The following is a 25,542-nucleotide window of genomic DNA, read 5'->3' as shown; positions in this document are numbered from 1 at the left end:
TGTATGAAATGAAAATAAATATAAAGCAAGCACTACTGTTGTTAAGTTTTTCTGCATCCTACATGATACTCCCAGCCCAAGATAAAGAGGCATATAGAGACATCTACCCCGACACTTGGGTGGCAACAGATGCCTTAGGGCGTATCATGCCAGACTATGAAGAAGTTGGTCCTAGAAAGAACGACCAGCGCAGAGTAGTGGGCATATTCTATATTACATGGCACGCTGATAGTCATCACAATATTCCCGGAATAAGGATGAACGTAACCGAAATACTAGAAAAAGATTCTTCGGCCAGGCTAGATGGGAAACATCCCCTTTGGAATAACTCTTCTTTCCATTGGGGAGAACCCGAAATGGGTTATTTCTTATCAAAAGACGAGTACGTTATCCGAAAAGATATTTCGATGCTCGCCGATGCCGGTGTAGATGTTTTGGTAATGGATGTCACCAATGCTGTAAGGTATTGGAGCGAATGGGATGTACTCTTCAACACCATGTTGGATATGCGCAAGAATGGAAACAAAGTTCCTCAATTCTGTTTCTGGTCCTACAACGGTCCTGCTATAGAAGTGGTACAAGACCTCTACGAGAAAGTGTACAAAGTCGGCAAATATAAAGACCTTTGGTTTTATTGGGACGACAAACCATTGTTGCTCTACAATGCACACCCCGAATTCGACTCGGGAGGCAAAGCTCCTAAAAGTAAAAACCCTAATTATTCCTCCATTGCCGCCAACAATCCGGCAAGCATGTATTATGGAGATCCGGATTATGCCTTAGAATATTACGAAGATTACACCAAAGAAGTGAAAGAATTCTTCACACTACGTAATATGTGGTGGGGACGCTACATGTGGGGAGGCGAACGCTTTGTAGGTACAGAAGGCAACTGGAGTTTCGGCTACGAACTGGGAGACGAACCAATACCGGGCGAACCAATGGGGTTGGGCAGAGATTCGTTGAGACCAGATCAGCTTATCTCTCCTTACAACGGTAAGCCCGAACAGGCAGCGATTACCCCTGCTCAGCATTCGATCCTGAATGTAGGTAAATCGTGGACAAGAAAGAACAGGCAGCCCAAACTGAATGAATACGACATGCCCGTTCCTACCTATGTGCCATGGTTGGGAAAAACGGTGGACGATCCTACGGCTTATGGTATCTACTTTCAGGAGAGATGGGACGAAACCCTACCCGCAAATCCTCACTTCATCTACATAAACGATTGGAACGAATGGACAGCGGGAAAATATCAGCGTGAAGATGGAGGACCAGCTAATTTTCTTGGACGCAAAAGTAATTTCTGGTTTGTAGATCAATACAATGCTGAGTTTAACAGAACTATCCAACCGATGAAGGACGGATATACAGACAATTACTACATGCAAATGGCTCAAAATATACGTCGTTACAAGGGAGTTACTCCTATACCCAAAAACAAAGGATTCAACCCAATAAATATGGGTAACGAGTTCAACGACTGGAATAAGATAGAGACCGAATTTCGCGATACGCAGGGAGATGTTTTCCACAGAGACTACAATGGTTATAACGGATTGCATTACACCAACACGTCGGGCAGAAACGACTTCTTAACCAGTAAGGTATCTGTAGACAAAGGCAGCATTTATTTCTTTGCTCAAACAGGTAACACGATTAGTCCTTACACCGACAAACATTGGATGATGCTCTTTATAGACAAAGATGCTAACACCCAGACAGGTTGGTATGGCTACGACTTTGCGGTCAACATGAAAGTAAAAAGCGATCGTGTAACTACACTAATGAAGTATGATAACGGGCAGTGGATCGAAGTGTGTGATCTGAACTACTATGTAGATGGTAACAAAATAGAAATAGAGATCCCAAGAGAAAAACTGAATTTGGATAAAAACGAATTCACTTTCGACTTCAAGTGGAGCGACAATGCCGGAGAACTGAAAGATCCTATATCATTTTGCATCGATGGCGATACTGCTCCCAACAGACGATTTAACTATCGGTATATCTGGAAGAAATAAACAGCATTTCGCCTATGTTCAATGATATTATTTTTTAATTATTAATTTCTGATTATGAACACAAATAAAGAAAACTCAAAAATGATATGGATGCTACGGATGGCATTGGCTTTATTGGTTTCTACAACATTTTTTGCTTGCAGAGACTATGAGATGATAGATATTCCGACCATAACGCTGGACGAAACTTACGAACCCGGCAAAGTTACCCCCGTAGTCAAGCTGAAACCTAATCTTCAGTCAGGCATGTATCATGTTACAATAGAAGAAAGTTCATCCGGGGAATATACATTTGTGACCACTGGAGGAGATCCTCAGTTTCATTTAGAAGCTCTGACAAAAGACAGACCCGAAGAATGCGTTATATTCTCTTTCCGTTATCAACTGGGCAAAGACCTTTCCGATGTTGAACTATTCTTTTCCCCCATAGCAGGCGGACGATCTGCTGTATCGCCATCTGTAAAGAAAACAGAAGGTTACGAGTGGAAAGAGTTCACCTTTAACATTGCCGATCCGATCAAAAGTTTCGAGTGGGGAAAAGAAGGAGATTTCATACGTATGGATATTGGTACAGAAGCGGGTATAACTCTCATAATGAGAGATCTTAAAATACGAGAAATGACCGAAGAAGAAAAAGCAGAGATTGAGAAAAATAAAGGTTAGCACTAAATTCGTCATCAATCTCGGGTTAGGACTGGCAACTTATAAAGACACTCGTGATTGCCAGTTCTAATCCATGCTTCTTTAAATATAAAGGGCAGATGTGTTTCACCCCAAACAAAAAACGACCAACTATCTATATTGATAATTGGTCGTTTATGAAATTTCTTTGTTGTCTCACAAGGATTCGAACCTTGACAGGCAGAACCAAAATCTGCAGTGCTACCATTACACCATGAGACAATCCTTTGCCTAAGGCGGTACAAAAGTATATCAATTTTATTTAAAAACAAAAAAAAGAGAGTTTTTTTTTGATGAATTTAAGAAAAAGGGAATATTGGGCTCTTAGTGACCAGATATTACTATTTTTTGAATAGGAAATAGACTCTTCCTTGTTTTGTTGTATATATCTTTGTTTATAGTTGATTTTGAACTGTAAAATCGCTTCTTGCTGATAATTATAACTATATTTGATATTCTGGAAAGAAATTTGATATAAACGATACGTTTTATATGAAGGAATTGTATTTTTGAACGTTTTTTTAATAGAAACAGAGAGTCTACTGTGAATCGTATCGTTAGAACAGATTGTAATATCTGCTTGCCACGAAATAAACATAAAAAGATCTTATTCCTTATTATTTGCCCAATTGTAAAATAGAAATAATCGATAATTATATAAATTTTAATTTTAAGAAAGTTATATCCATGAAAAAAAGACTTTTATTTATTGTGTTAGTATTTGTCAGTGTAACTGCATTTGCTCAGTGGAAGCCTGCAGGAGACAAAATTAAGACTAAGTGGGCTGAGACATTGGACCCTAAAAATGTTTTGCCTGAATACCCACGTCCAATAATGGAACGTTCAGATTGGGCTAATTTGAATGGCTTGTGGGAATATGCAATTCTTCCTGTAGGAAAAGCAGAGCCTACTAATTTTGAGGGAGAAATCTTAGTCCCTTTTGCTGTCGAATCTAGCCTTTCAGGTGTTCAAAAGCCATTAGGCAAAGAAAATGAATTATGGTACAAACGTACTTTTACTGTTCCTTCAAATTGGAAAGGAAAAGATGTCTTGTTGCATTTTGGCGCAGTAGATTGGAAAGCTGAAATTTTCGTGAATGATGTAAAAGTGGGGGTTCATACAGGTGGATATACTCCATTCAATTTCAATATTACTCCGTTCCTGACATCAGGAAAACAAAAACTAGTAGTGAAGGTATGGGATCCAACAAATGATGGTTACCAAGCAAGAGGAAAACAGATAAACAATCCTCACGGAATTTGGTATACTCCTGTGTCTGGTATTTGGCAAACAGTTTGGTTAGAACCAGTAAATAAAAAACACATTGCTAATGTTAAGACTGTTCCTGATATTGACAAGAGTGTTTTGAATGTAAAAGTATGTGCGGAAAATGCAGCTGCTAACGATATTGCAGAAGTGGTTCTTAAAGATGGTTCTACTGTTATTTCTCGTACTAAGTTTACTGTAGGGCAAAATGCTCAGATTGCTATAAATAATGCTAAACTATGGTCTCCTGAGTCTCCATTTTTATATGATATGGAAGTGAACCTTTATAGCAATGGCAAGCTTCAGGATAATGTGAAGAGCTATGCAGCAATGCGTAAAGTTTCTATAAAGAGAGATAGCAAAGAAGTTGTTCGTCTTCAACTAAACAATAAGGACTATTTTCATTTTGGTCCACTTGATCAAGGATGGTGGCCTGATGGATTATATACAGCACCAACAGATGAAGCTCTACTATATGACATCAAGAAAACAAAAGATTTAGGATTTAATATGATCCGTAAGCATGTGAAGGTAGAACCAGCACGCTGGTATACTCATTGCGACCGCGAAGGTATTCTTGTATGGCAAGATATGCCTAATGGAAATCAAACTTCTCCTCAATGGCAAATGAGAAAATTCTTTGATGGTAAAGAGTTAGAACGTACAGCAGAGTCGGAAGCAGACTATCGTAAAGAGTGGAAAGAAATTATGGATTATCTGTATTCTTACCCTTCAATTGCTGTTTGGGTGCCATTTAACGAAGCTTGGGGGCAATTTAAAACTAAGGATATTGCAGAATGGACTAAGGCATATGACCCTTCTCGTCTAGTAAACCCTGCAAGTGGAGGTAATCACTATAGTGGAGTAGGTGATATTCTTGATGTTCATCATTACCCAGGACCAGAGCTTACTTTGTATGAGAGACAAACAAATGTAGCAACAGTATTGGGAGAATATGGAGGTATTGGACTTCCATTGGAAGGGCACTTATGGCAAACAGATAAAAACTGGGGATATGTACAGTTTAAGAGTGCAAAAGAAGTAACAGATGTTTATGTTCAATACTGTAAAGATCTGCTAGGACTGGTTAAAACTGCTTATTCAGCAGCTGTTTATACTCAAACAACAGACGTTGAAGGAGAAGTAAACGGGTTAATTACTTATGACAGAAAAGTTGTCAAAGTAGAAGAAGACAGAATTCGTAAGGCTAATCAAGAAGTAATCAATAGCCTAAATAAATAATTTGCATAGGTAAATGATGATTGACAAGCTATCAATATCATATACTAATTTAAAACTGATGCTGTGCCTTGGCGCAGCATCAGTTTATTATAATAGGCTTACTCTAATCTGTTTTACATGGTAATATTGATGTTTTGCCCATACTAAATATATTTAAAATGAAAAGAATACTTTATTTATTTTGTTTGATAGGTTTATTCGGCTGCGATGGCGGAAATAAATCTGTTGAAGTAATAAAAAATGATTTAAGAGCTCCTGGTTATCCTTTAGTAACGATTGATCCTTACACTTCTGCATGGTCTCTTACTGACAAGTTGTATGATGAATCTGTGAAGCACTGGACAGGTAAAGAATTTCCTTTGATAGGTGCTATTCGTGTCGATGGTGAAGTTTATCGCTTTATGGGTGTTGAACAAACGCCGATGAAAGCTTTAGCGGCGATGTCTACAGAAAAGGCTTGGGCTGGGAAATATACATTTGATGCACCTGCTAAAGGTTGGGAAAAACAAGATTTTTCAGACAATGGTTGGAAAGAGGCACAAGCAGCTTTTGGAACTAATGATGAAACGAATGTAAACACATTGTGGGAATCTAAAGATATATGGGTTCGTCGTCATATCAATATTGAAGAAGACTTAACAAACAAAAAAGTATTTCTACAGTTTTCTCACGATGATACGTTTGAACTTTATATAAACGGTATTCAAGTCGTAGAAACGGGGTATGAATGGAGAAAGAATGTGTGGCTGACTTTAAATGATGAAGTAAAGGCTTCTTTGAAAAAAGGAGATAATGTAATTGCTGCTCATTGCCACAATACGACAGGTGGAGCCTTGGTGGATTTTGGTCTTTATATAGAGGATGAAGTTGAGACATTTATGGCTAAAACAGCAGAGCAAAAATCGGCAGATGTACAGGCAACACATACTTATTACACATTCGAGTGTGGTAATGTGGAGCTAAAACTTTCTTTCTTGGCTCCTTTATTAATGGATGATTTAGAACTCGTTTCTCGTCCGGTGAATTATATATCTTATGATGTTAAATCTCTGGATGGTGCCGCTCATGATGTTCAGATATATTTTGAGGCTGCTCCCCATTGGGCTTTAGATGGTCCTTTTCAAGCAAATAGCGGAGAAGGTTTTGAAAAAGATGGTCTTCTGTTCTTGAAAACAGGAAGTGTGGATCAAAAAATATTAGGTAAGCGTGGAGATGATATTCGCATAGACTGGGGATACTTTTACTTGAGTGCAGAGAAAGATGGATCAACCTATCATGTAGGGAATCCTTATGAAATGAGAAATATGTTTGCTAGAGGAGGAGAGCTAAGTGGAGACGTATCTCCAAAAGGAAATGCTAATTTAGCTTTGGCTCAAACTTTAGGAAAAGCAACATCTGCATCAGGTAAGATCATGATAGGGTATGATGATATCTATTCTATTCAATATTTTAAAGAGAATTTACGTCCTTATTGGAATAGAAAGGGTGATAAAACAATAGAGGAAATATTTGTTACGGCGAATAAAGAATATTCGAAACTGAAAGAAAAAAGTGCAGAGTTTGACCATCAATTAATGGTTGATGCAATAGAATCGGGAGGAAAAGAATATGCTGAACTTTGTGCATTGGCATATCGTCAGGCTATATCAGCTCACAAATTAGTTGAAACACCAAATGGTGATTTAGCTTTTCTTTCAAAAGAAAATAATAGTAACGGCTCAATTGGCACGGTAGATATTACTTACCCTTCGGTCCCAATGTTCTTATACTATAATCCTAAGTTAGCAAAAGGTCTGTTGAATCATATTTTCTATTACAGCGAAAGTGGACAATGGACAAAACCTTTTCCTGCACATGATATAGGTACTTACCCTTGGGGTAATGGACAAACTTATGGAGGCGATATGCCAATAGAAGAGGCTGGAAATATGTTGGCTATAACAGCTGCGGTTGCTAGAGTAGAAGGAAATGCTAAATATGCCGAAAAGCATTGGGATGTATTGACTGTATGGACAGATTATCTTGTCGAGTATGGTCTTGATCCCGAGAATCAACTTTGTACAGATGATTTTGCAGGGCATTTCGCCCACAATGTAAACTTGTCCGTGAAAGCTATTATGGGTGTTGCTTCTTACGGCTATTTAGCCGATATGTTAGGTAAGAAAGATGTTGCTGAGAAATATACATCTAAGGCAAAAGAAATGGCTGAGGCATGGGTTAAAATGGCTGATGATGGAGATCATTATCGCTTAACATTTGATAAGCCTGGTACATGGAGTCAGAAATATAATTTGATATGGGATAAAGTTCTAGAACTTAATATATTCCCAAAGTCTGTTGCTCAAAAAGAAATAGCTTACTATTTAACTAAGCAAAATGAGTATGGATTACCATTAGATAGCCGTATGTCATATTCTAAGTCTGACTGGATTATGTGGACAGCTACTTTAGCAGACGATGATGCTACTTTTCAGCAGTTTATTACTCCATTGCATAAGTTTTATAATGAAACAGATAGTAGAGTGCCAATGTCAGACTGGTACTATACAGACAGTAAAAAGCATGTAGGGTTTAAGGCCCGTTCTGTTGTAGGAGGATATTATATTAAGATGCTTAGTGACAGATTACTAAAGTAAATACTTCATAGTGAATGTTAAAGAGCATTAGTTCAGTCCGAAAGGTTGATCTAATGCTCTTGTTTTTTATACTTAATACACAATGCTTTATTCCCTATTCTTTTTCTTATTTAAGATATCTGTAACATAATCCTTAGGCAGTACTCCGAATTGAGCTTTGAAACATTTGGCAAAATAAGAAGAGGAGCTAAAGGCTACCTGATCACATATTTCTGATATGGGCAGGTTGTTTTCTAATAGAAGTTCAGCAGCCTTGTTTAATCGGAAGACTTTTAGGTAGTCGTTAGGAGACATACCTGTAATACTCTTTACTTTACGGTAAAAACTGGATCGACTCATAAACATAGTCTCAGCAATATTATCGATAGAGAAGTCTAATTCTGCAATATGGTTTTCTGTCTCTACGTGAAGTTTTTCAATGAATTCTCTATCTTTTTTAGAAATAGCTGCTTCAATTTTAGCCTCAAGGGAAGGGCTTGAGGTTATCATTTTTTGGAATGTTTGTCTCAGCTTTAGAAGGTTCTCGATTTGTTTATGTAAAAACCTGATAGAAAAAGGTTTTTCTATATATACATCCGCTCCATACTCTAAGCCCTCTATTTTAGATTCTAAAGTCGTTTTAGCAGTTAACAGAATGACAGGGATATGACTATAGTTCATATCTGATTTAATCGATTTGGTTAGCTCTAGTCCATCTATATCAGGCATCATTATGTCGCTAACGATAAGATCTATATTCTCTTTCGATACAATTTCTAAGGCTTGTCTGCCGTTTTCTGCTTTAAAAATAGTAAAATGAGAGTTTAAGGAGTCTTCAATTAAATTTAATAGATCAACATTATCTTCAACGAGTAAAACCTTATTCTTAAAGAACTCATTACCCTTATTTTCTTCGTTCGTAGAGATTATCATAGCTTTCTCTTCAAAAGAAGAGATAAACTCAATCAACGATAAATCGTCCTCTTCGTACTCAGTAGGAATTGTTAAAACGAAAGAAGAGCCTCCCCATTCGTTATCTTTTAGAGTAAGGGTTCCTCTGTGATTCTCGGCTAATAGCCGAGAAAAAGTAAGACCTATTCCTGTTCCGGTTTTTGCACTATTCCCGCTATTCATTTTTGCCTGATAGAAAGCCTCAAATATTTTTTCTTTTTCACTGTTAGGAATACCGGGCCCATCATCTAAGACTCTAATCTCGAAACTATTGCTTAAAGACTTAAGTTGGAGTTCTATCTTAGAGTTTGCAAATTTGAGAGCATTGCTTAATAGGTTATTGGCGATTTTAATGATTTTCTCTTTGTCTACGAACGAAATGATCTCATCATCAGGTAAAGAAAGAGACATTGTTATATTATTTAAATTGGCTGAGTGAGAAAACTGATTGTATATATCTTGAAGCAGCAAATTGATGTTCAGCTCTTGCAATTTCAATACACTTTTGTTACTATCCACCTTTTGGAAATCTAAAAGTTGATTGACTATGTTAAGTAGATATGTAACATTCTTGTTTATGATAGTCAGATATTTTGACTCTTTTTCATCTTGATTATGCTGTTCAGATAGTTTTTCTAAAGGTAGCTTTATTAAGCTCAAAGGTGTTCTGATTTCGTGAACAAGATTAATAAAGAAACCTATTTTTGACTGATATACTTCTTTTTCTTTTTCTAATCTATATTCTTCTAATTGTTTTTTGAACTTCAAATTCGATCTATGAGCCAAGAATCTAAATATGAAATACAACAGAGTGAATAGACATAGCGAATAAATCAGATAAGCTATAGTTGTTCTCCACCAAGGAGGTAATATCGTGATATGAATAGCTGTTCCATCTTCGTTCCATTTACTATCATTGTTGGAACCGATAATTCTTAATGTATATTCGCCAGAAGAAAGGTTGGTATAAGAAGCTATGTTTGAATGATCATTATTGACCCAATCTTTGTCGAAACCTTCCAGTATGTATGCATACTTATTTCTTCCTGGCTCTTCGTAACTAAGAGCCTTAAATTCTACAGTAATACTATTCTTATTGTGAGGTAATTCTATTTTTTCGGTTAAATATACAGGTGTTGTCAGCTGAAGGAGCTCTTTACTTTCACTCTCAGTTGTATTATACAATCTAACATCCACAACATATACAGGAGGTAAATAATTATTTTCTTTAAAATCGTTTGGGAAAAATGAATTAAATCCGTTTATCCCTCCAAAATATAATTCACCAGAAGAGGTTTTTAATGATGCCTTAAAGTTGAACTGATTACTTTGCAATCCATCTTCTTGAGTGAATAATTTTTTATTGTTTTTTGTTTCAGGATTAATTCTTAAGAGACCAGCATTACTTGATATCCAAAAATTCCCTCTGTTATCTTCCTCTATAGAATAAATTACTTTGTTTGGGAGAATCATATTCTGAGGGTCAAAATCTTTGAAGGACTCATCTTCTTTATTGAAAGAGCATAGCCCCCCTCCATTTGTCCCAAACCATATTATCCCATTCGAATCTTCGAAGATACGAATTACAGAATTACTTGTTATTGAGTTGAGGTTTGTATCCTCGTGAGAATAATGTTTCCATTCGCGAGTTTGTGAATTATATCTGAATACTCCGGAACTATTCGTTGCTATCCATAGATATCCTGACTTATCTTCATGAAGATCTGAAACAGAGGCCATTGTGCCAACAAAGTTAAGTGTCTCAAAATTATCTTGATCTTTATTATATTTACATAAGCCCCATGTCGTTCCTATATAAATATCTTCTTTGCGATCTTTATATAGAGAAAGAATATCATTGCTACATATACTTTGAGCAGACTCTCTTATGTGATAATATTCTGTAAGATTATTTGTCTTTAGATTCAGTCTTTTTAATCCATCCGAATAGGTTCCTATCCATAAGTTATCATTATCTATAAGTAAGGACCTAATGTCGTATTTCTTATTACTGCCAGGTATTATGTATGGTTGTAAAGATTCTGTTCTTCTGTTTAATATTTTTAGTCCATCTTGTGCACCAACCCAAATGTTTTTGTTATTATCTTCACAAAATTGAGTAATGATTTTTCCTGTACTAAAATAAGTATCGTATGTTGGAGGGTAGTAATCAAAAACTTTTGTTTGCTGAGCCAGATAGTTAACTCCGCCGAGATATGTTGCAATCCAAATGCCTCCTTCTTTATCCTTTACTATGGCATGTATTGACTGGTCGCTCAAGCTTCTGTTGTCAAATGGATTATCAACTCTGCGAAAGGTTTCAGTGAATGTATTGAATAAATAGAGACCATTGTCTGACCCTATTAATAAGTCTTTGTCTGAATATTCAATGATAGCTTTTATTGTCCCAATATGTAGGCTGTTGTTAGAAAAACTTTGTATTTGCTTTGTCTTTGTATCCAGAGCATTAAGGTTATTTACCCCGATACTGAACCAAACTTTATCTTCAATTGCTTGTGTGCAGTTAATTTTTATATTACTTAAATCTTTCTTCTCTAGGAAAGAAGTATATGTATTAACTTTATTTCCGTTTTGGTCATAGCTAATTAATCCTTCTTGCAAAGAGGAAGAATGTATTCTACTATTTTTGTCTTCACAAAGATCCCAAGAGAAGGATGTGTCTTTACTATTTTGTACTAGCTCTTGTGTCTGAGGATCATAGATGAAAAGACTTTGTCCTAGTGTTGCAATCCAGATCTGACCTTTTTGTGTCTTTATAATTTTTGTAATCTCTCCACTTATAGATACTTCATACTTTGTTTTCTTATTGAAATGAGAAAAATTATCAGTTTTACGATTGTATATATAAATACCACTATTGGTTCCTATCCAGATATTACGATCATCATCTTCAAATAGAGTTTGCACGTAATTGTTTCCAAGAGAAGAAGAGTCTTGTATGTCGTTTCGGTATACGACAAATCTCTGTCCGTCAAACCGATTCAGCCCATCTGTTGTGCCAAACCACATAAAACCGTAACTGTCTTGTAAAATACACCATACGGTATTGTGAGATAATCCTTTATCTACTTGATATTTCTTGAAATAGAATTGTTTTGCTTGTAAAGGATACGAAGCAAATAGAAGTAAGATATAAAAAATATAAAGTTTCCTCATGATCCTATGTTATAGAATAAGAATACCTGAACAGAAAATGCTCAGGTATTAGATTCTTTTTTTGTGCGACAAAAGTAATGTTTTTCTTCATTTTTTATTTGAGCAGCTAATATAGGTTTAGCTTTGTCTATGTCTATTGATAGAAAATAAATAAAGGTGCAGGAACGCACCTTTATTTATTATTAGATTAATCCCATTCAATAGCCTGATCTTCATCTGGTATCTGAGTATTTAGCTTACGCTCAATGATTAGAGATCCTTGAACTTTGTATTTGATTTTCACATTAGGGATCATTGTGTAATCAGTGTATTCGTAATCTATATTATGAATTGTCAGATAACGATGCTTGAGGTAGGGGCGAACTTTATCCATCTCTTCCATAATAACGTAGCTTGGATCTTTGTTTACTTTAAATTCAATATCAGAATTTTCTGAAGAGAATTTAATTCCCCCTTGATCACTAAACTCTGCGTAAATTTTATATTTTCCTCTATCTATACGCTCTTCATCTATATTTCCTGCGTAAAAGAAGATAGTCTTCTCATCCACAACGTAGGATGGAATAGTCTCTTTCACTATTGGCGTTTCATTTTCAGACCCATCTAGATATACTTTTAGTCCGGTTCCACTATATCTACCTGAATAATCATTGAAAGGAATTACTCTAAGCAAGGCCTTTTTATAATATTTACGGGGGTGGGAGATATAGTTATAGGAAGGATCATCTACTAACGTAAGAGGAAGTACCCATTTATCTACTAAGTCTACATCTTTCATAGAAAAGTTAATTTCAAGTAAAGATGTATTTTCTCCACTTTTTATTTCCACTGATTGAGGAAACGAAAAATGCTTACTTTCAAGTTCTTTATAATAATGATCCACTCTGCTTTGGAAACGTTCAAAATTTAATTGCTTCAAAGTGTCAGAATCCACAGCTATATTTACAGTTCTGTTGATAGAATTATTTACAGACCCACTGATGATTATAGGAAGTTGGTATGGAGTGCTTACGTCAGATTTATAACGCACATAAATAGGAGTTACACCTTCGCTCCCTACTGGAGCTTTAAACGATATGTATTGTTCATATTGCTCATCTTTCCACTCATCGTTGCACGAGCTGCTTAAAATTAGTATAGCAAGCAAAGAGAGCAAACCATATATTTTTTTCATAAACTTATTCATTTTGAGATTAATCATTATATGTCCATCCTGGGTTTTGAGTCAGACGCCTATTACGTTTAAGTTCACTGTGAGATATTGGCCAAAACCACATTTTATCAGCAAAAGTTGTCTTTAGAGTCCAGATTGCAACAGGCTGATGGAATAATTCTCTATCTTTCTCTGTCATTAATACATTGCATCCATAAACAGGAAGAGCTTCTTCTGTTGAGGCATCTAGCCATCTACGTAGATCATAATAACGTTGGCCCTCTGCTAGAAATTCAATTTGACGCTCACGTTTAATTCTTTTACGCATTTCGTCTCTTCCCGATTCTGTATAGACATCTGCAGGATAATCAGGGACACCTGCGCGGATACGTATAGGATGTATTCCCTTTTTCATCTCTTCAATATCGCGACTAATAGTATAGCTGGCGTCTTTCCATGATTGAATCGTATATGATCCTTTTAGCTCATTTAATGCTTCAGCGTACATTAGAAGAATGTCTGCATAGCGTATTGCGGGTTCAACCTTTGTTTTAATCTTATTTATATTACCTCCTTCGTAAGTGTCGTCCATGTGAACATACTTCATAACTCCGATTCCCGTACGTAGCCAATAAGCATTGGAAGAATTGTAGCCATTACTATTTGGATCGTTGCGATAATAGAAAATCTGTTTGTTACGGTTGTAATCATGGGTTTCATTTAATAGATTCCAGAAAGAACCATTATAAGAAACTGAGGCGTAGAAACGAGGCTCTCTATTGGCATATTGTAAAGAGACACCCTCTCTTAACGGTCTATATTTACCAGACTCGTAATCTTCTTTTGTAACAAAGCCCGTCAATCTTTGACTACCATCATCACGTCCTATCTCAATGTCTCTACCCGGTGCATCAGAACCATCATTCATGTAATAAGCATCTACCTGTTTCTGTGTAAGTCCATGAGTATTCCAGCCATTTGCTGAACGTGGAATTTGATGAGATACCATGCTCCCTAAATTTTCCCCTCCTTGATTTTGTCCACGGGTAAAAATTAATTCAGGATTACTTGATGCACTGAGAGTACCATCAAAAATATGTCTATATGATCTGTATGGATCTATATTAGCCCAACCATTAGGCCAGTCTTTTTCAGAGAAATTTCCGTCTTTAGGAGGATTTATTGTAGGAGGGTCTATTTCGTTTCCTGAAGTCTTAGTCGGAGTTGTATAAATTCTATACACACCAAGCTCTATAACATCTCTTGCTGCAGCTGCAGCTTTAGCCCATTTTTCTTCACTGTATTCAGAAGAAAGAAGAGGTCTTCCTGCATCATCAGTTAAAGTAGTTGCCCATGGTTGGGTGTTGCCGTTTGCAATAGGGCTAGCTGCATATAGAAGAACTTTAGCTCTAGCAGCTAAGGCTGCACCACAAGTAGGACGAGCTATATTATCTTGACTACGAGTCATCCATAATTTTTCCATCTCTCTTGCTGCCAATAACATCTCATTACTGATATATTCGGCACATTCTTCGTATGTGCTGCGAGGTGTTGCAATATCATCGTAACTATCAGTATAATTAATCCCTTGGTCAGGAAGAATAGGAATAGGGCCATATTTGCGCAACAACAACCAATAGAGATAAGCTCTTGCAAAACGAGCTTGTCCTCTATAGTCTTCTATTTCATCTTGATCCATTTCCTCATTCATATAAATTTTATGTATAAATGTGGTAGCATTCCGTATTCCTCTGTATGATCTTACCCATGAGTCTTGTTTGTCATTTTCATTATAGAGTCCCATTTTAAATTTGTTATATGAGAGTTCATTTTTAGACGGGTCATAATCGCTGTCGCGGTCTCCATAATACATGTCGTCTGCGAAATTGTGAGGAGTATGCCCCTTGCTGGCTACATCTGCATTCATATCCATAAATTCAGAGAAGACGTGAGATAGCCACATTTCAGAATAAGTCTTGTTCTTAAAAACAGATTCTTCTGTAGTACGATCTTTAAAATACTGATCTGATTCTAGATAATCAGAACAAGAATAGTTAATTCCTATTACAAGTATAAAGGCTAGGATATATAGATTCTTTATCATATTTCTTACGTTTTATAGATTAATGCTTAGTCCTAATGAAACAGATTTTGCTAAAGGGTAATCTTCTCCACGTGGACTAGCTAGCTCTGGATCCCATGGTTTAAATTTAGACCATGTTAGTAAGTTAGAGCCAACCATGAATACACGGATATTGTTGCAGTATATTTTATTAACGATATGCTTAGGTAATGTATAGCCGATATCAATAGTTTTCAGGCGTAGATACTGACCATTGCGCAACCAAAATGTAGATTCTTGGAAGTTGTTTCCATTGGCTCCGTAGCTTAGTCTTGGATAAGATGCGTTTGGGTCTTCTGTTGAAGGATCACCAGAAATCTCTGAAGATATCCAGCGATTTGGTCCCATAATGTCTTTTAGGACTGATCCCCATTCTCCTTCACTAAAGGCGTGAACTGTTTTTCCATATGTAGAGAATGTCGATTTTCCTGCACCTTGGAAGTGTACACTTAGATCTAAGCCTTTCCAACTAGCAGAAGCTCCAATACCATAAATTAAATTAGGGCGTGAAGTTGCGCCTATCGCCACTTTGTCTCCTCCGTCTATTATACCATCACCATTAACATCTTTGTATTTTATATCTCCGGGCTGATATGTACCAAAACTTTGTTTTGGACTGTTTCTTATATCATCGTAGTCTTTAAATAAACCAAGAGAAATAAGACCTTTAACCTGATTTACTCGGTAGCCTCTTTCGTTTTGGTATGGATATACATTGTTCTCTTCATCTTTCTCTTCAATTTCATTTTTGCTATATGTAAAGTTTCCTCGAACAGTAAGATTTACTTCTCCTACTTTTTGTTTGTATTCGATACGCCCATCGAATCCCGAAGACTTAACAGCTCCGACATTAGCTCTAGGTGTACTCTCTAATCCAACTATAGACGGCAAGTATTTTCGCTCCATGTAAATTCCTTCACGTTTTTCGTCAAAGAAATCAACATTGGCATTAAACTTATCTCCGAATAATGACAGGTCAAAACCTAGATTTTCTTTCGTCGCTATTTCCCAAGTTACAAAGGGGGATGCAACCTGAAAATATTTCATTCCTCCATAGTATCTGTTTAATCCATAATCAGCCCATTGATATCCACCTTCTGGAACCCATTCATTTTTGTCATTAACATGTCCTATTTTTCCTATATCATATAGGAATGGGAAACGCTCATCATTCATTAGTTTATCGTTACCGACCTTTCCCCATGAGTAACGAATTTTAAACATATCCATCCATTCAAGGTTGTTTTTGATGAAGCCTTCCTCTGCAACATTCCATCCCACCGAAAAAGCAGGAAAGAATCCGTACTGATTGCCTGTTGCAAAGTTTTCAGATCCGGTATAACCGAAGTTAAAGTCCGCAAAGTAGCGAAGATTCCAGTTGTAAGTAACACGACCAGCTAAGCCTTGATTACGCTTTGAGACGCCATCTTTTATGTCGCCAATGTCTACTGTTTTTACAAAGGAGTCGCGTGTGTATTTTAGAGCTCCTCCAACATTATGGCCATCAAAACCTCGATCATAGTTAAGCATCATGTCTAAAAATTCTCTACGATCCCCTTTGGACGAGCTGTTTTGAAACATTGCTGATTGATCAGATACTTTAGTGTAGACTAGCTCTCCTTCTTCATTTCTGGAACGCTCAGCTCTCCACAGTTCAGGCATCCTATGTCGACTAATATTACTTTCATTATTCGTGTCAAATCCGAAATGTCCGACAAAACGAAGACCTTTTGTTATGAAATCTAAATTTTGTTCTAGGGAAGCATTTGTTTGTATTTTATTTTCCCAGTTTTCATTGTAGCCTGTTTGGGTAGCGAATACCCACGGGTTTACATAATTGTCTTCTCCTATTGAAGGGGTTTTTCCGTCAGAATATGTGATGGGCATGCGGATAGGCGAATAACCGAAAAGGGATTGCCATACTTTGTCATCTCCTAATCCCGGACTATTTCTCTTAGCGAGCGATCCTGAGACACTTAATTTCAAAAGGGTGGATTTAGTTATGTCAATATCTGTATTTAGCCGATAGTTCCAGCGTTTGTAATTAGCATTAGTGTCATAGTCTTTTCTCAAAGTCTCATCGGTATTATACATACCTCCTTCTTCTATATAGCTAGCAGAAGCAAAGTAACGGGCAGTACTACCCCCACCGCTAAGGTTCAGATTGGCACGATAGGTCATTGCTCCATCTTTTAACAATAAATCTTTCCAATCTACATTGGGGTATAAATCAGGGTCTAATCCCAAGCGTAAGATTTCTAGTTCTTCAGGTTGATAGATCGGAGCAAAGTTTCTAGTTATGCGAGCTTCATTTATTAGACTTGCATATGTAGATCCATCTACAAATTCGGGAGTAATTGTGCGTGTATTGTATATTGTCTCAACTTTTGCATCAATATTAATTTTTCCTGCACTACCGCGTTTTGTAGTGATTAAAATAACACCATTAGCTCCTTTAGACCCATATATCGCAGTAACCGAGGCATCTTTTAATACAGAAAAATCTGCAATATCTTCAATATTGATGTCATTTATATCTCGCTCAAATCCATCAACAAGGACATAAGCCTCATTCCCTCCACCAAAGGTAGAAATACATCGAATCCAGAACTCAGAAATATTTTTCCCCGGTTGCCCGGATTTTGTCATTGCTAATACGCCAGCTACATTTCCTGCTAGTGCATTGGATATACTAGAAGTGGGGTTTGATTTTAAATCATCTACTTTAACTGTTGTAACAGCTCCTGTTAGAGTTTGCTTTGTTTGAACACCAGTACCAGTAACCACAACCTCGGTTAACACACTGGTTTTAGCCTCTAGCATTGTGATGTTTAGCACTTTCTGATCGGTAATAAGAATTTCTTGTTTTTCGAACCCAACGTAAGAGAAAATGAGCTTTTTGTATCTCTCTACGTTGATTGTGAATTTTCCGTCTAGATCAGTTACTGTTCCTAATCCGGCAGATTCGGCGACAGATATATTAACCCCAATAAGAGGCTCTTTATTTGTATCAGTGACTATCCCGGTTATCTCTACATTTTCTTGAGCAAGAATACTGAGGAAAGCAACCAGAAGTAGTATGCACATTATTAAAAATTTCTTCATAATATCAGTATATATTATTTATTTATAAATTACTCTTCGTCCATTTCCTCAAGGGCAATTTTTCGAACTCGACGATTAGATGAATCTACTATGTAAAAAGCATCTTCGACTTCATTATATGTAATAGCAGTAGGGTGGTGGAAGCGTGCTTCTTCCCTTAAGTCTCCATTAACATATCCGTTTGGATCAGAATTAATACTAGAACTACCTCTTCCGGCAAATGTGGTAACGGCTCCTTCTGGTGAAAGCTTGCGAATTATGTGATTATCTATTTCAGTGAAATAAAAATCATAAATGTCACTTTTGTTTTCTGCTTCATATTGGGCATTTTTTACAAAGACTCCTTGATAAGGACGATTTATGAGGGCACTTGTTCCAACTCCATCTTCATAACCTTTATTTTTCAGTTTACCACAGACAATATAAGGCTGGTTGAATTTCTCTTCTTCCCAATTGTAATCACAACGAAGAATATAATGTTGGTTTACTACCATTATATATGCATAATTCCCTGTAGGATGTATGATTATCCTATATTCCCACTCCTGGTCATGTATAAGGAATAGTTGTTCGTAATCTTTTTCACCCAGTCCCTCTTCAAAATATTTATTTAAGTCGAAACGGAAGAATTGACCTTTTTCGTAACTGTTGAAATACATTTCCCCATTTTTAGGATGAACAGCAACTGTATTGCATTGTTTATATCTAGTTACAACTTCAAGATCTTCAAACCTCTTTTCTCTTGATAACTTCAATATATTACGGTCCTGATCTCCTCCTCTATCTTCAGCGATAAGCATATGCTTACCATCAAGAGTAAAGTCGATAGCCCTAGGTCTATCAAATCCACCCCTTCGTTTAGTAACAGTACTGTCCTCAAAGTTAAGTAGATAAAGACCATCATTATGATCGTATACCAACCATAGATGTTTGGAGTTTATAGGGTCAAAATGAAGCCATCCATATTCGCTGAAGCCTGCAGCCATTTTTCGTTCATCTTCGTCTTTGAATTTCCCATCTTTCCAACCTTGGTCGTCTCTTTCTGTTCTGTATCCAGCTAAAGTGCTAACGACCTTTTTTCTTTCGTATTTGAAAATCGAATCAGCTGTAGCTATAGTTGGGCTTTCTCCTCTCCCAAGTTGAACTTCAATATCCCCTTTCATCGCTTTTCTTGGAACAAGGCAATATAAGCTACTTCCGTTTACACTAATAACTTTAGCTTCTTTTCCTCCAATTAATACACGTACAAGTTCAGGGTCATTCCCGAAATTTTCGCCATATATAACAAGGCGTTGTCCCATACCTCCTTCTTTGGGAAGGAAGCCTGATACCAAGACAGGTTTGGATGGGTCAAATGGTGGGGCCGCCTGTCCCTTGTCGTTATTGTTATCATCTTTGCAGCTTATTAAGCAAAGAGCCAATAATGCTAGCATTAACCAATGGGTTTGCCAACGCTTGGTTTTTTTCATAATACTTTTGATTGTCATAATTACATTAGATTTTGATTTTATATTCGCTGAGATGAGTAAAACCTTTAATGAGAGGTTCTTAACGTTGTTGTTAGTTGATTTAATGTGTTTTTCTAAACAGAATGATAGGCTATGTATTTATATATCCTCAATGTTTAAGAAAAGATCATGTCTGTCTGATATAGGAAATAGCCGTATTGGATATTATTATCATTTGAAGATCATTATCCTGTATTCTTTTAAGCTTATATTTCTTTTTGAGGTTAATAAACTTTAGCTCTATGTCTTAGGGCCCTTTTATTTATCATTCTTCTTTTAATGGCTTTTCTATGGTTGTTCTTTGGTTATTGTTTCTGGACGTTTCAAAATTATTTCAAATTATATAGTGAGGGGAGCAAAAGCTGTTCAAAAAAAACAATATCTGAGCAAAATGCTTTTAAGGGTGAAAAGAAGCTCTGTATACGTATTTTTCTTTCGGGGTAGAGATTTTGAGAGATGAAACTTATCTTGTAGGCGGCTAGACGTGCTACTGAATGATAATATTACACAAAAAAACTTAGCCAATATTGGCTAAGTTTTCTGCTATAATAGGAATTTATATAAGTTATTTTGTTCCGGAAGGTTTTTTTATTTTCTCTATTTCGGATAAAGCTTCCCCTAGAATAGGAACACCATCTTCATCCCATTCCATCTTTTGTAGACGAGGGGAACGGGTGTCCATCGTGCTGGCAGGGAGAGATCCATAAGGTTCTTTCTCGATAGAACGAGCCTGGTAAAGAAAATAAGTTTCTTCTCCGTCAGGTGAAGGAATAAAGCAAGGAGTTCCTGTTGCAAAGACTTGATTTTCAATATTCTGAATAAAAACAGGTATTTCTGATTTAGTCCAAGATTTAGCATCCAGCAGATCGCTATTGCTGTCTGCTGCTAATAATCCTACGGCATAATATGGAGTCCAAGTGCCACTCGCTGCATAATATATTAATATTTTGTTCTTATCTTTAGTATAGTAGCATTGAGGATCTTCATTTACATATATGGGATAGCCTGTTTTACTCCCGTCAGGATTTATCCATTGACGTTCCCATTCGTATTCGGGCTTAGATATAAGAACTCTTTCTGATGCTAGAGTCCAAGGATTTTCCATTTTGGCAATATATATGCATTGGGTTTCGGTCTCTATTCTTCTTGTTTGCCATCCAGACCATATTAAATATAGCTCCTCTTTATGTTTAAAAACACTAGGATGTATTGCCCAATTATCTTCTTTATCAGTTTTTATTCTTCCTTTCATTATAAATTCACCCTCAAAAGGATCTTCCGCCTCATTCTCGATGACATATAGTTGATGGTTGTCTGTATTGCCATCATCGGCGGCAAAATAGATGTACCATTTACCATCTATTCTGTGTAATTCCGGCGCCCATAGATGAGATGCACTATTCTTGTCTTTGGGTATCCATATTTCTTTACTTGGAGCATTCTTTATATTTGTAATATCATTGGTTCGCCACAAGATAATTCTGTCATCGGCATCTTGTAAATAGAAATATTCTCCGTTATAGAAAGTAGCCCAAGGTCTTGCTCCCGTAGGTAGAAGAGGGTTAGTGAATGTAGCTTCTGACTCTATTTCTTTCTGAGAAGATTGAGTCTCTTTGCTGTTGCAGGAGTATAGTAGGATTATTGAAAAAATAATTCCTATAAAATATGCTGTATTTTTATTCATGTGCCAGTATAGATTAACTATATAGAAAGAAACATTATTCGTGATGATAGGGTTCGTTGTTTAAGATAGTCATAGCCCGGTACAACTGTTCTACAAATATGAGACGGACCATTTGGTGAGAGAATGTCATTTTAGAAAGTGTTATCTTCTCATTTGCCTTATCATATACATTTGGAGAGAAACCATAAGGGCCTCCAATGATAAAGATTAATCTTTTAGATACTACATGAGATTTTTTTTCTATATATGATGCGAACTGAGTAGAAGTAAAATCTTTGCCTTTTTCATCTAACAAAACAACATAATCTCCGTTTTGAATGTTTTTGAGAATTAGCTCACCTTCTTTTTCTTTTTGTTGTTCGGTAGTTAGTTTTTTAGTGTTTTTGATATCGGAAATAATCTGTATTTCGAATGGGATATAATGTGCGAGTCTTTTCTCGTACTCTTTAATGCCTTCAGAAAAATAGTTTAGGTCTGTTTTTCCTATTGTGAGCAAGATTATTTTCATATTCTGGTAGAGTTGTTTTATACTGTCAAAAATACGAATATAACTGGAAATTAAAAAAGAGGAACTAGTTTAGTTCCTCTTTTTGTAAAAGTAATTTTATTTTACTTCAAAATCTTGCTTCATATCAATTTCTTCTCCTTCGTTGTCATAAAAATGGTATTCAAGAAATGCCAGACTTTGGTTTGGAATTATTTTAACTCCCATTCCATATCTCCATTTCCACTGCCATTTTAGGGAAGGAAATCCTTTATTGATAAATGCTGCTACATATGGATGTATATGCAGAGTGAATTTCTTTACTTTTAAATCTTTGACAAGATAACTGATTTTCATTCGCAAGGTATCGGTGAATAAGATAGATGGTCTTATCTCTCCTCTTCCAAAACATGTAGGACAAGTCTCGGTAGTCGAAATTTCCATTTCAGGGCGAACGCGTTGTCTGGTTATCTGCATTAAGCCAAATTTGCTTAACGGCAGTATATTATGTTTGGCACGATCGTTAGCCATCAGTTCTTGCATTTTGGCTATCAGCTGACTTCGGTGCTCACCCTCAGTCATGTCTATAAAGTCGATTACGATGATACCCCCCATATCTCGCAATCTAAGTTGTCTGGCTATTTCTTCTGCCGCAGCAGTGTTTACTTCCCAGGCATTGTTCTCCTGACCAGCTTCCGGCTTTTTAGATCTGTTGCCACTGTTGACATCAATGACATGTAAAGCCTCGGTATGTTCTATAATCAAATATGCACCATTTCGGAATGTAACTGTTTTGCCGAAAAGGGCTTTGATTTGTTTTGTAATTCCAAAGTTGTCAAAAACAGGAAGTTCTCCCGAGTATAATTTGACAATATTTTTTTTGTCCGGAGCTATGAATGAAATATAATCCTTGATCTGATTGCATGTATTTAGATCGTTAACATGTATTTCTTGAAAGCTAGGATTAAATATGTCTCGCAGTAGTCCGACTATGCGTCCGGTTTCTTCGAAAATTAAAGTAGGGAGCTTCGCTTTTTGTATTTTAGGGAGGTTGTCTTCCCATCTCTTTATAAGAGTTTTTAGCTCGGTATCCAAGTCTGCAACCTTTTTCCCTTCGGCTACTGTTCTTACAATAACACCAAAATTTTTAGGTTTTATACTTTGAATTAGCTGTCTGAGGCGAGCTCTTTCTTCTTTGGATTTTATTTTCTGTGAAACGGAGACTTTGTCGTTGAAAGGTATTACGACAAGGAATCGTCCGGCTAAAGACAATTCGGATGTTAGGCGGGGGCCTTTTGTTGATATAGGTTCTTTGGCTATTTGTACGAGTATTTCTTGCCCTGGTTTTAAAATGTCGCTAATTGTGCCGTTTTTGTCAATTTCCGGCTCTAGCTTCATTTTTGATATGTTCGGGAATTTCTTCTTGTCGGCAAGTGCTTGTTTGTAAAACCTATCAACGGAGTTAAATTGAGCACCAAGATCTAAATAGTGAAGAAAAGCGTCTTTCTTATATCCAATATCTATAAAAGCAGCATTTAATCCTGGCATTAGCTTTTTTACCTTGCCAGCATAGATGTTGCCTACCGCATATGAAGCATCTGTTCCTTCTTTCTGTAGCTCTACAAGTTTTTTATCTTCGAGTACAGCGATAGAAACTTCATCCGGTTGGACATCGATAATTAATTCGCTATTCATAACTATACTTTAGTGTTTAAATTAGATTTAATCAATAAATCTGTATAAGAGTCATCCTCTCTATTAATAAAATAAGAGGAGCGTGATCTAAAATACACAAAGAACAAACCCTAAATTGAATAATTTACAAGTTTGTTCTCGTATATTTCCCTCAAAGAAAGAGTTAGACTTATTTTTTCTTTTTATGTCTGTTCTTTCTTAGTCTTTTTTTGCGCTTGTGCGTAGACATTTTATGTCTTTTTCTTTTCTTTCCGCTTGGCATTGTAGTATGTATTTAATAATTAATTAATAAGTTCTTTTTATTACTTTCTAACTTGGTTAACGAAAGTTTTAGCTGGTTTGAACGCCGGGATTGAATGTGCCGGGATGATGATAGTCGTATTTTTAGAGATATTACGAGCTGTTTTTTGCGCTCTAGTTTTAACGATAAAACTACCAAAACCTCTTAAATAAACGTTCTCATCTTTGCTTAGGGCATCTTTTACTACCTCCATAAACGATTCAACTGTCTTTAATACAGTAGCTTTGTCAATGCCTGTATTCTTGGCAATCTCGTTAACGATATCAGCTTTTGTCATTTTTTTATTGTCTTTTAAAATTCTAGTAATTAATTTTTTGGACTGCAAATATATAGCTTTTTATTTACCTTTGAAACAAATAATTATCATTTTTTTGTAAAAGACGAGTAAATTAACTTTCTCAATAGAGAAAGTCAGAGTGTTTATAAATAATTGTAAATGAGTAAAAAAGATTTAAGGATAAGCAATATATTGATCGATTGGTATAATGATCATAAAAGAAATTTACCTTGGCGTGATACTCAAGATCCATATGTTATCTGGATATCAGAGGTTATTCTTCAGCAGACTAGAGTAGATCAGGGATATGAATATTTTCAGAGGTTCGTCGAAAGATTTCCAACTGTAAATATACTTGCTTCAGCGGAAGAAGAAGAAGTGTTGAAATTGTGGCAGGGGTTGGGCTATTATAGCAGAGCTAGAAATATGCATGCGGCGTCAAAGATGATTATGAACTCTCATGGAGGGGATTTTCCAAAAGAATATAAAGATGTGCTTGCTCTAAAAGGGGTGGGGGAGTATACAGCTGCGGCCATAGTCTCTTTTGCATATGGAGCACCATATGCGGTGTTGGATGGGAATGTGTATCGAGTTTTATCAAGATTATTCGCTATAGATACACCTATTAATACAACTAAAGGAAAAAAAGAATTCTCTGAGCTGGCTCAGGCATTATTAAATATAAGTAATCCGGGGATTCACAATCAGGCAATAATGGAATTTGGAGCATTGCAATGTGTGCCGGTTTCGCCTAATTGTGAGATATGCCCTTTGTCTACCTTATGTGTTTCTTATGCTGAGGGCAGGGTGAAAGAGCTACCTGTAAAAGAAAAAAAACTGAAGATCAGAGAACGTTATTTTTATTATTTCGATATCCGTTATGGTGAAAATACGTTTTTGAGAAAACGCGTAGATAAGGATATTTGGCAAAATCTGTATGAGTTCCCCTTGATAGAGAAGTCTAAGGCGATGCGGCTCGAAGAGTTGTTGAAAGATGAGGAATTTCGTTTGTTGTTTTCAGAAGCTAAGAATGTTCAGATAAGAGAAATGTCTTCAGTGAAGCATGTTCTCTCTCATCAGGTAATATATACGTCTTTTTACTTGGTTAATGTGTCGAGTATACTGCTGAGTGACGCTTATGTATCAGTAAAACTAGAAACTGTAGATTCCTTTCCCGTATCTCGGCTTATACATAAATATTTGGAGCAGATAGAAGTTAATTTATAATCAATTCTTTTGTGTAAGTGGCGAAAGAAT

14 protein-coding genes are annotated in these 25,542 nt (G+C 36.3%); 5 read left to right on the top strand and 9 right to left on the bottom strand.

Features of this window, described 5'->3' with window-relative positions; all coding sequences use genetic code 11:
* The first annotated feature begins 8 nt into the window (after nt 1-8).
* The 4 genes from DHU68_RS00200 (at nt 9) to DHU68_RS00175 (ending at nt 7,849) form a co-directional block, all read left to right on the top strand.
* Entirely contained in the window at nt 9-2,024 is a 2,016-nt protein-coding gene (locus DHU68_RS00200) for a hypothetical protein (RefSeq protein WP_108820963.1), read from the top strand.
* Between the two features lie 54 nt (nt 2,025-2,078).
* Entirely contained in the window at nt 2,079-2,687 is a 609-nt protein-coding gene (locus tag DHU68_RS00195) for a hypothetical protein (RefSeq protein ID WP_108820962.1), read from the top strand.
* 705 nt (nt 2,688-3,392) lie between these two features.
* On the top strand, nt 3,393-5,213 hold the full coding sequence (locus DHU68_RS00180) for a glycoside hydrolase family 2 protein (RefSeq protein WP_108820960.1): 1,821 nt from the start codon (nt 3,393-3,395) through the stop codon (nt 5,211-5,213).
* A 158-nt stretch (nt 5,214-5,371) separates the two neighbouring features.
* Nucleotides 5,372-7,849: a glutaminase family protein gene (locus DHU68_RS00175; protein ID WP_108820959.1), complete on the top strand. Its 2,478-nt coding sequence runs from the start codon at nt 5,372-5,374 to the stop codon at nt 7,847-7,849.
* An 87-nt stretch (nt 7,850-7,936) separates the two neighbouring features.
* On the opposite strand, the gene DHU68_RS00170 is transcribed toward DHU68_RS00175, so the two are convergent.
* The 9 genes from DHU68_RS00170 to DHU68_RS00130 all read right to left on the bottom strand — a co-directional run bounded on the left by DHU68_RS00170 (nt 7,937) and on the right by DHU68_RS00130 (nt 24,306).
* Nucleotides 7,937-11,956 (bottom strand): hybrid sensor histidine kinase/response regulator transcription factor, encoded by a 4,020-nt coding sequence (locus DHU68_RS00170; protein WP_108820958.1) that lies wholly within the window; start codon nt 11,954-11,956, stop codon nt 7,937-7,939.
* Between the two features lie 187 nt (nt 11,957-12,143).
* Nucleotides 12,144-13,130 (bottom strand): DUF4973 domain-containing protein, encoded by a 987-nt coding sequence (locus DHU68_RS00165; protein WP_108821605.1) that lies wholly within the window; start codon nt 13,128-13,130, stop codon nt 12,144-12,146.
* 19 nt (nt 13,131-13,149) lie between these two features.
* The gene (locus tag DHU68_RS00160) at nt 13,150-15,213 is read right to left on the bottom strand and encodes a RagB/SusD family nutrient uptake outer membrane protein (protein ID WP_108820957.1); all 2,064 of its coding nucleotides are present in this window, start codon (nt 15,211-15,213) and stop codon (nt 13,150-13,152) included.
* A gap of 12 nt (nt 15,214-15,225) precedes the next feature.
* On the bottom strand, nt 15,226-18,336 hold the full coding sequence (locus DHU68_RS00155) for a TonB-dependent receptor (RefSeq protein ID WP_108820956.1): 3,111 nt from the start codon (nt 18,334-18,336) through the stop codon (nt 15,226-15,228).
* A gap of 29 nt (nt 18,337-18,365) precedes the next feature.
* Nucleotides 18,366-19,805 carry an IPT/TIG domain-containing protein gene (locus tag DHU68_RS00150; RefSeq protein ID WP_255412387.1) on the bottom strand — a complete coding sequence of 480 codons (1,440 nt, stop codon included), beginning with the start codon at nt 19,803-19,805 and terminating at the stop codon, nt 18,366-18,368.
* A gap of 604 nt (nt 19,806-20,409) precedes the next feature.
* Nucleotides 20,410-21,528 carry a family 43 glycosylhydrolase gene (locus DHU68_RS00145; protein ID WP_108820954.1) on the bottom strand — a complete coding sequence of 373 codons (1,119 nt, stop codon included), beginning with the start codon at nt 21,526-21,528 and terminating at the stop codon, nt 20,410-20,412.
* A gap of 34 nt (nt 21,529-21,562) precedes the next feature.
* Nucleotides 21,563-22,036 carry a 23S rRNA (pseudouridine(1915)-N(3))-methyltransferase RlmH gene (rlmH, locus tag DHU68_RS00140; RefSeq protein ID WP_108820953.1) on the bottom strand — a complete coding sequence of 158 codons (474 nt, stop codon included), beginning with the start codon at nt 22,034-22,036 and terminating at the stop codon, nt 21,563-21,565.
* Nucleotides 22,037-22,132: 96 nt separating this feature from the next.
* Complete coding sequence (locus tag DHU68_RS00135) at nt 22,133-23,707, bottom strand: Rne/Rng family ribonuclease (RefSeq protein WP_108820952.1); 1,575 nt, start codon at nt 23,705-23,707, stop codon at nt 22,133-22,135.
* Nucleotides 23,708-24,009: 302 nt separating this feature from the next.
* A complete protein-coding gene (locus DHU68_RS00130; RefSeq protein ID WP_369831328.1) occupies nt 24,010-24,306 on the bottom strand; it encodes an HU family DNA-binding protein in 297 nt (98 codons plus the stop codon).
* A 138-nt stretch (nt 24,307-24,444) separates the two neighbouring features.
* On the opposite strand from DHU68_RS00130, the gene mutY reads away from it, so the two are divergent.
* Nucleotides 24,445-25,512, top strand: coding sequence for an A/G-specific adenine glycosylase (gene mutY / locus DHU68_RS00125; RefSeq protein WP_108820951.1), 1,068 nt, complete (start codon nt 24,445-24,447; stop codon nt 25,510-25,512).
* Nucleotides 25,513-25,542 lie beyond the last annotated feature (30 nt).

This window comes from Dysgonomonas sp. Marseille-P4361 (assembly GCF_900343125.1).
Classification (GTDB): domain Bacteria; phylum Bacteroidota; class Bacteroidia; order Bacteroidales; family Dysgonomonadaceae; genus Dysgonomonas.
Note: the sequence above shows the minus strand (reverse complement) of the source record. Positions and strands in the feature narration are given on the sequence as shown.

Excerpts from the sequence above, each read along its gene's own strand:
- DHU68_RS00200 (WP_108820963.1), top strand. The coding sequence starts at position 9 with ATGAAAATAAATATAAAGCAAGCACTACTGTTGTTAAGTTTTTCTGCA.
- DHU68_RS00195 (WP_108820962.1), top strand. The coding sequence starts at position 2,079 with ATGAACACAAATAAAGAAAACTCAAAAATGATATGGATGCTACGGATG.
- DHU68_RS00180 (WP_108820960.1), top strand. The coding sequence starts at position 3,393 with ATGAAAAAAAGACTTTTATTTATTGTGTTAGTATTTGTCAGTGTAACT.
- DHU68_RS00175 (WP_108820959.1), top strand. The coding sequence starts at position 5,372 with ATGAAAAGAATACTTTATTTATTTTGTTTGATAGGTTTATTCGGCTGC.
- DHU68_RS00170 (WP_108820958.1), bottom strand. The coding sequence starts at position 11,956 with ATGAGGAAACTTTATATTTTTTATATCTTACTTCTATTTGCTTCGTAT.
- DHU68_RS00165 (WP_108821605.1), bottom strand. The coding sequence starts at position 13,130 with ATGAAAAAAATATATGGTTTGCTCTCTTTGCTTGCTATACTAATTTTA.
- DHU68_RS00160 (WP_108820957.1), bottom strand. The coding sequence starts at position 15,213 with ATGATAAAGAATCTATATATCCTAGCCTTTATACTTGTAATAGGAATT.
- DHU68_RS00155 (WP_108820956.1), bottom strand. The coding sequence starts at position 18,336 with ATGAAGAAATTTTTAATAATGTGCATACTACTTCTGGTTGCTTTCCTC.
- DHU68_RS00150 (WP_255412387.1), bottom strand. The coding sequence starts at position 19,805 with ATGAAAAAAACCAAGCGTTGGCAAACCCATTGGTTAATGCTAGCATTA.
- DHU68_RS00145 (WP_108820954.1), bottom strand. The coding sequence starts at position 21,528 with ATGAATAAAAATACAGCATATTTTATAGGAATTATTTTTTCAATAATC.
- rlmH (WP_108820953.1), bottom strand. The coding sequence starts at position 22,036 with ATGAAAATAATCTTGCTCACAATAGGAAAAACAGACCTAAACTATTTT.
- DHU68_RS00135 (WP_108820952.1), bottom strand. The coding sequence starts at position 23,707 with ATGAATAGCGAATTAATTATCGATGTCCAACCGGATGAAGTTTCTATC.
- mutY (WP_108820951.1), top strand. The coding sequence starts at position 24,445 with ATGAGTAAAAAAGATTTAAGGATAAGCAATATATTGATCGATTGGTAT.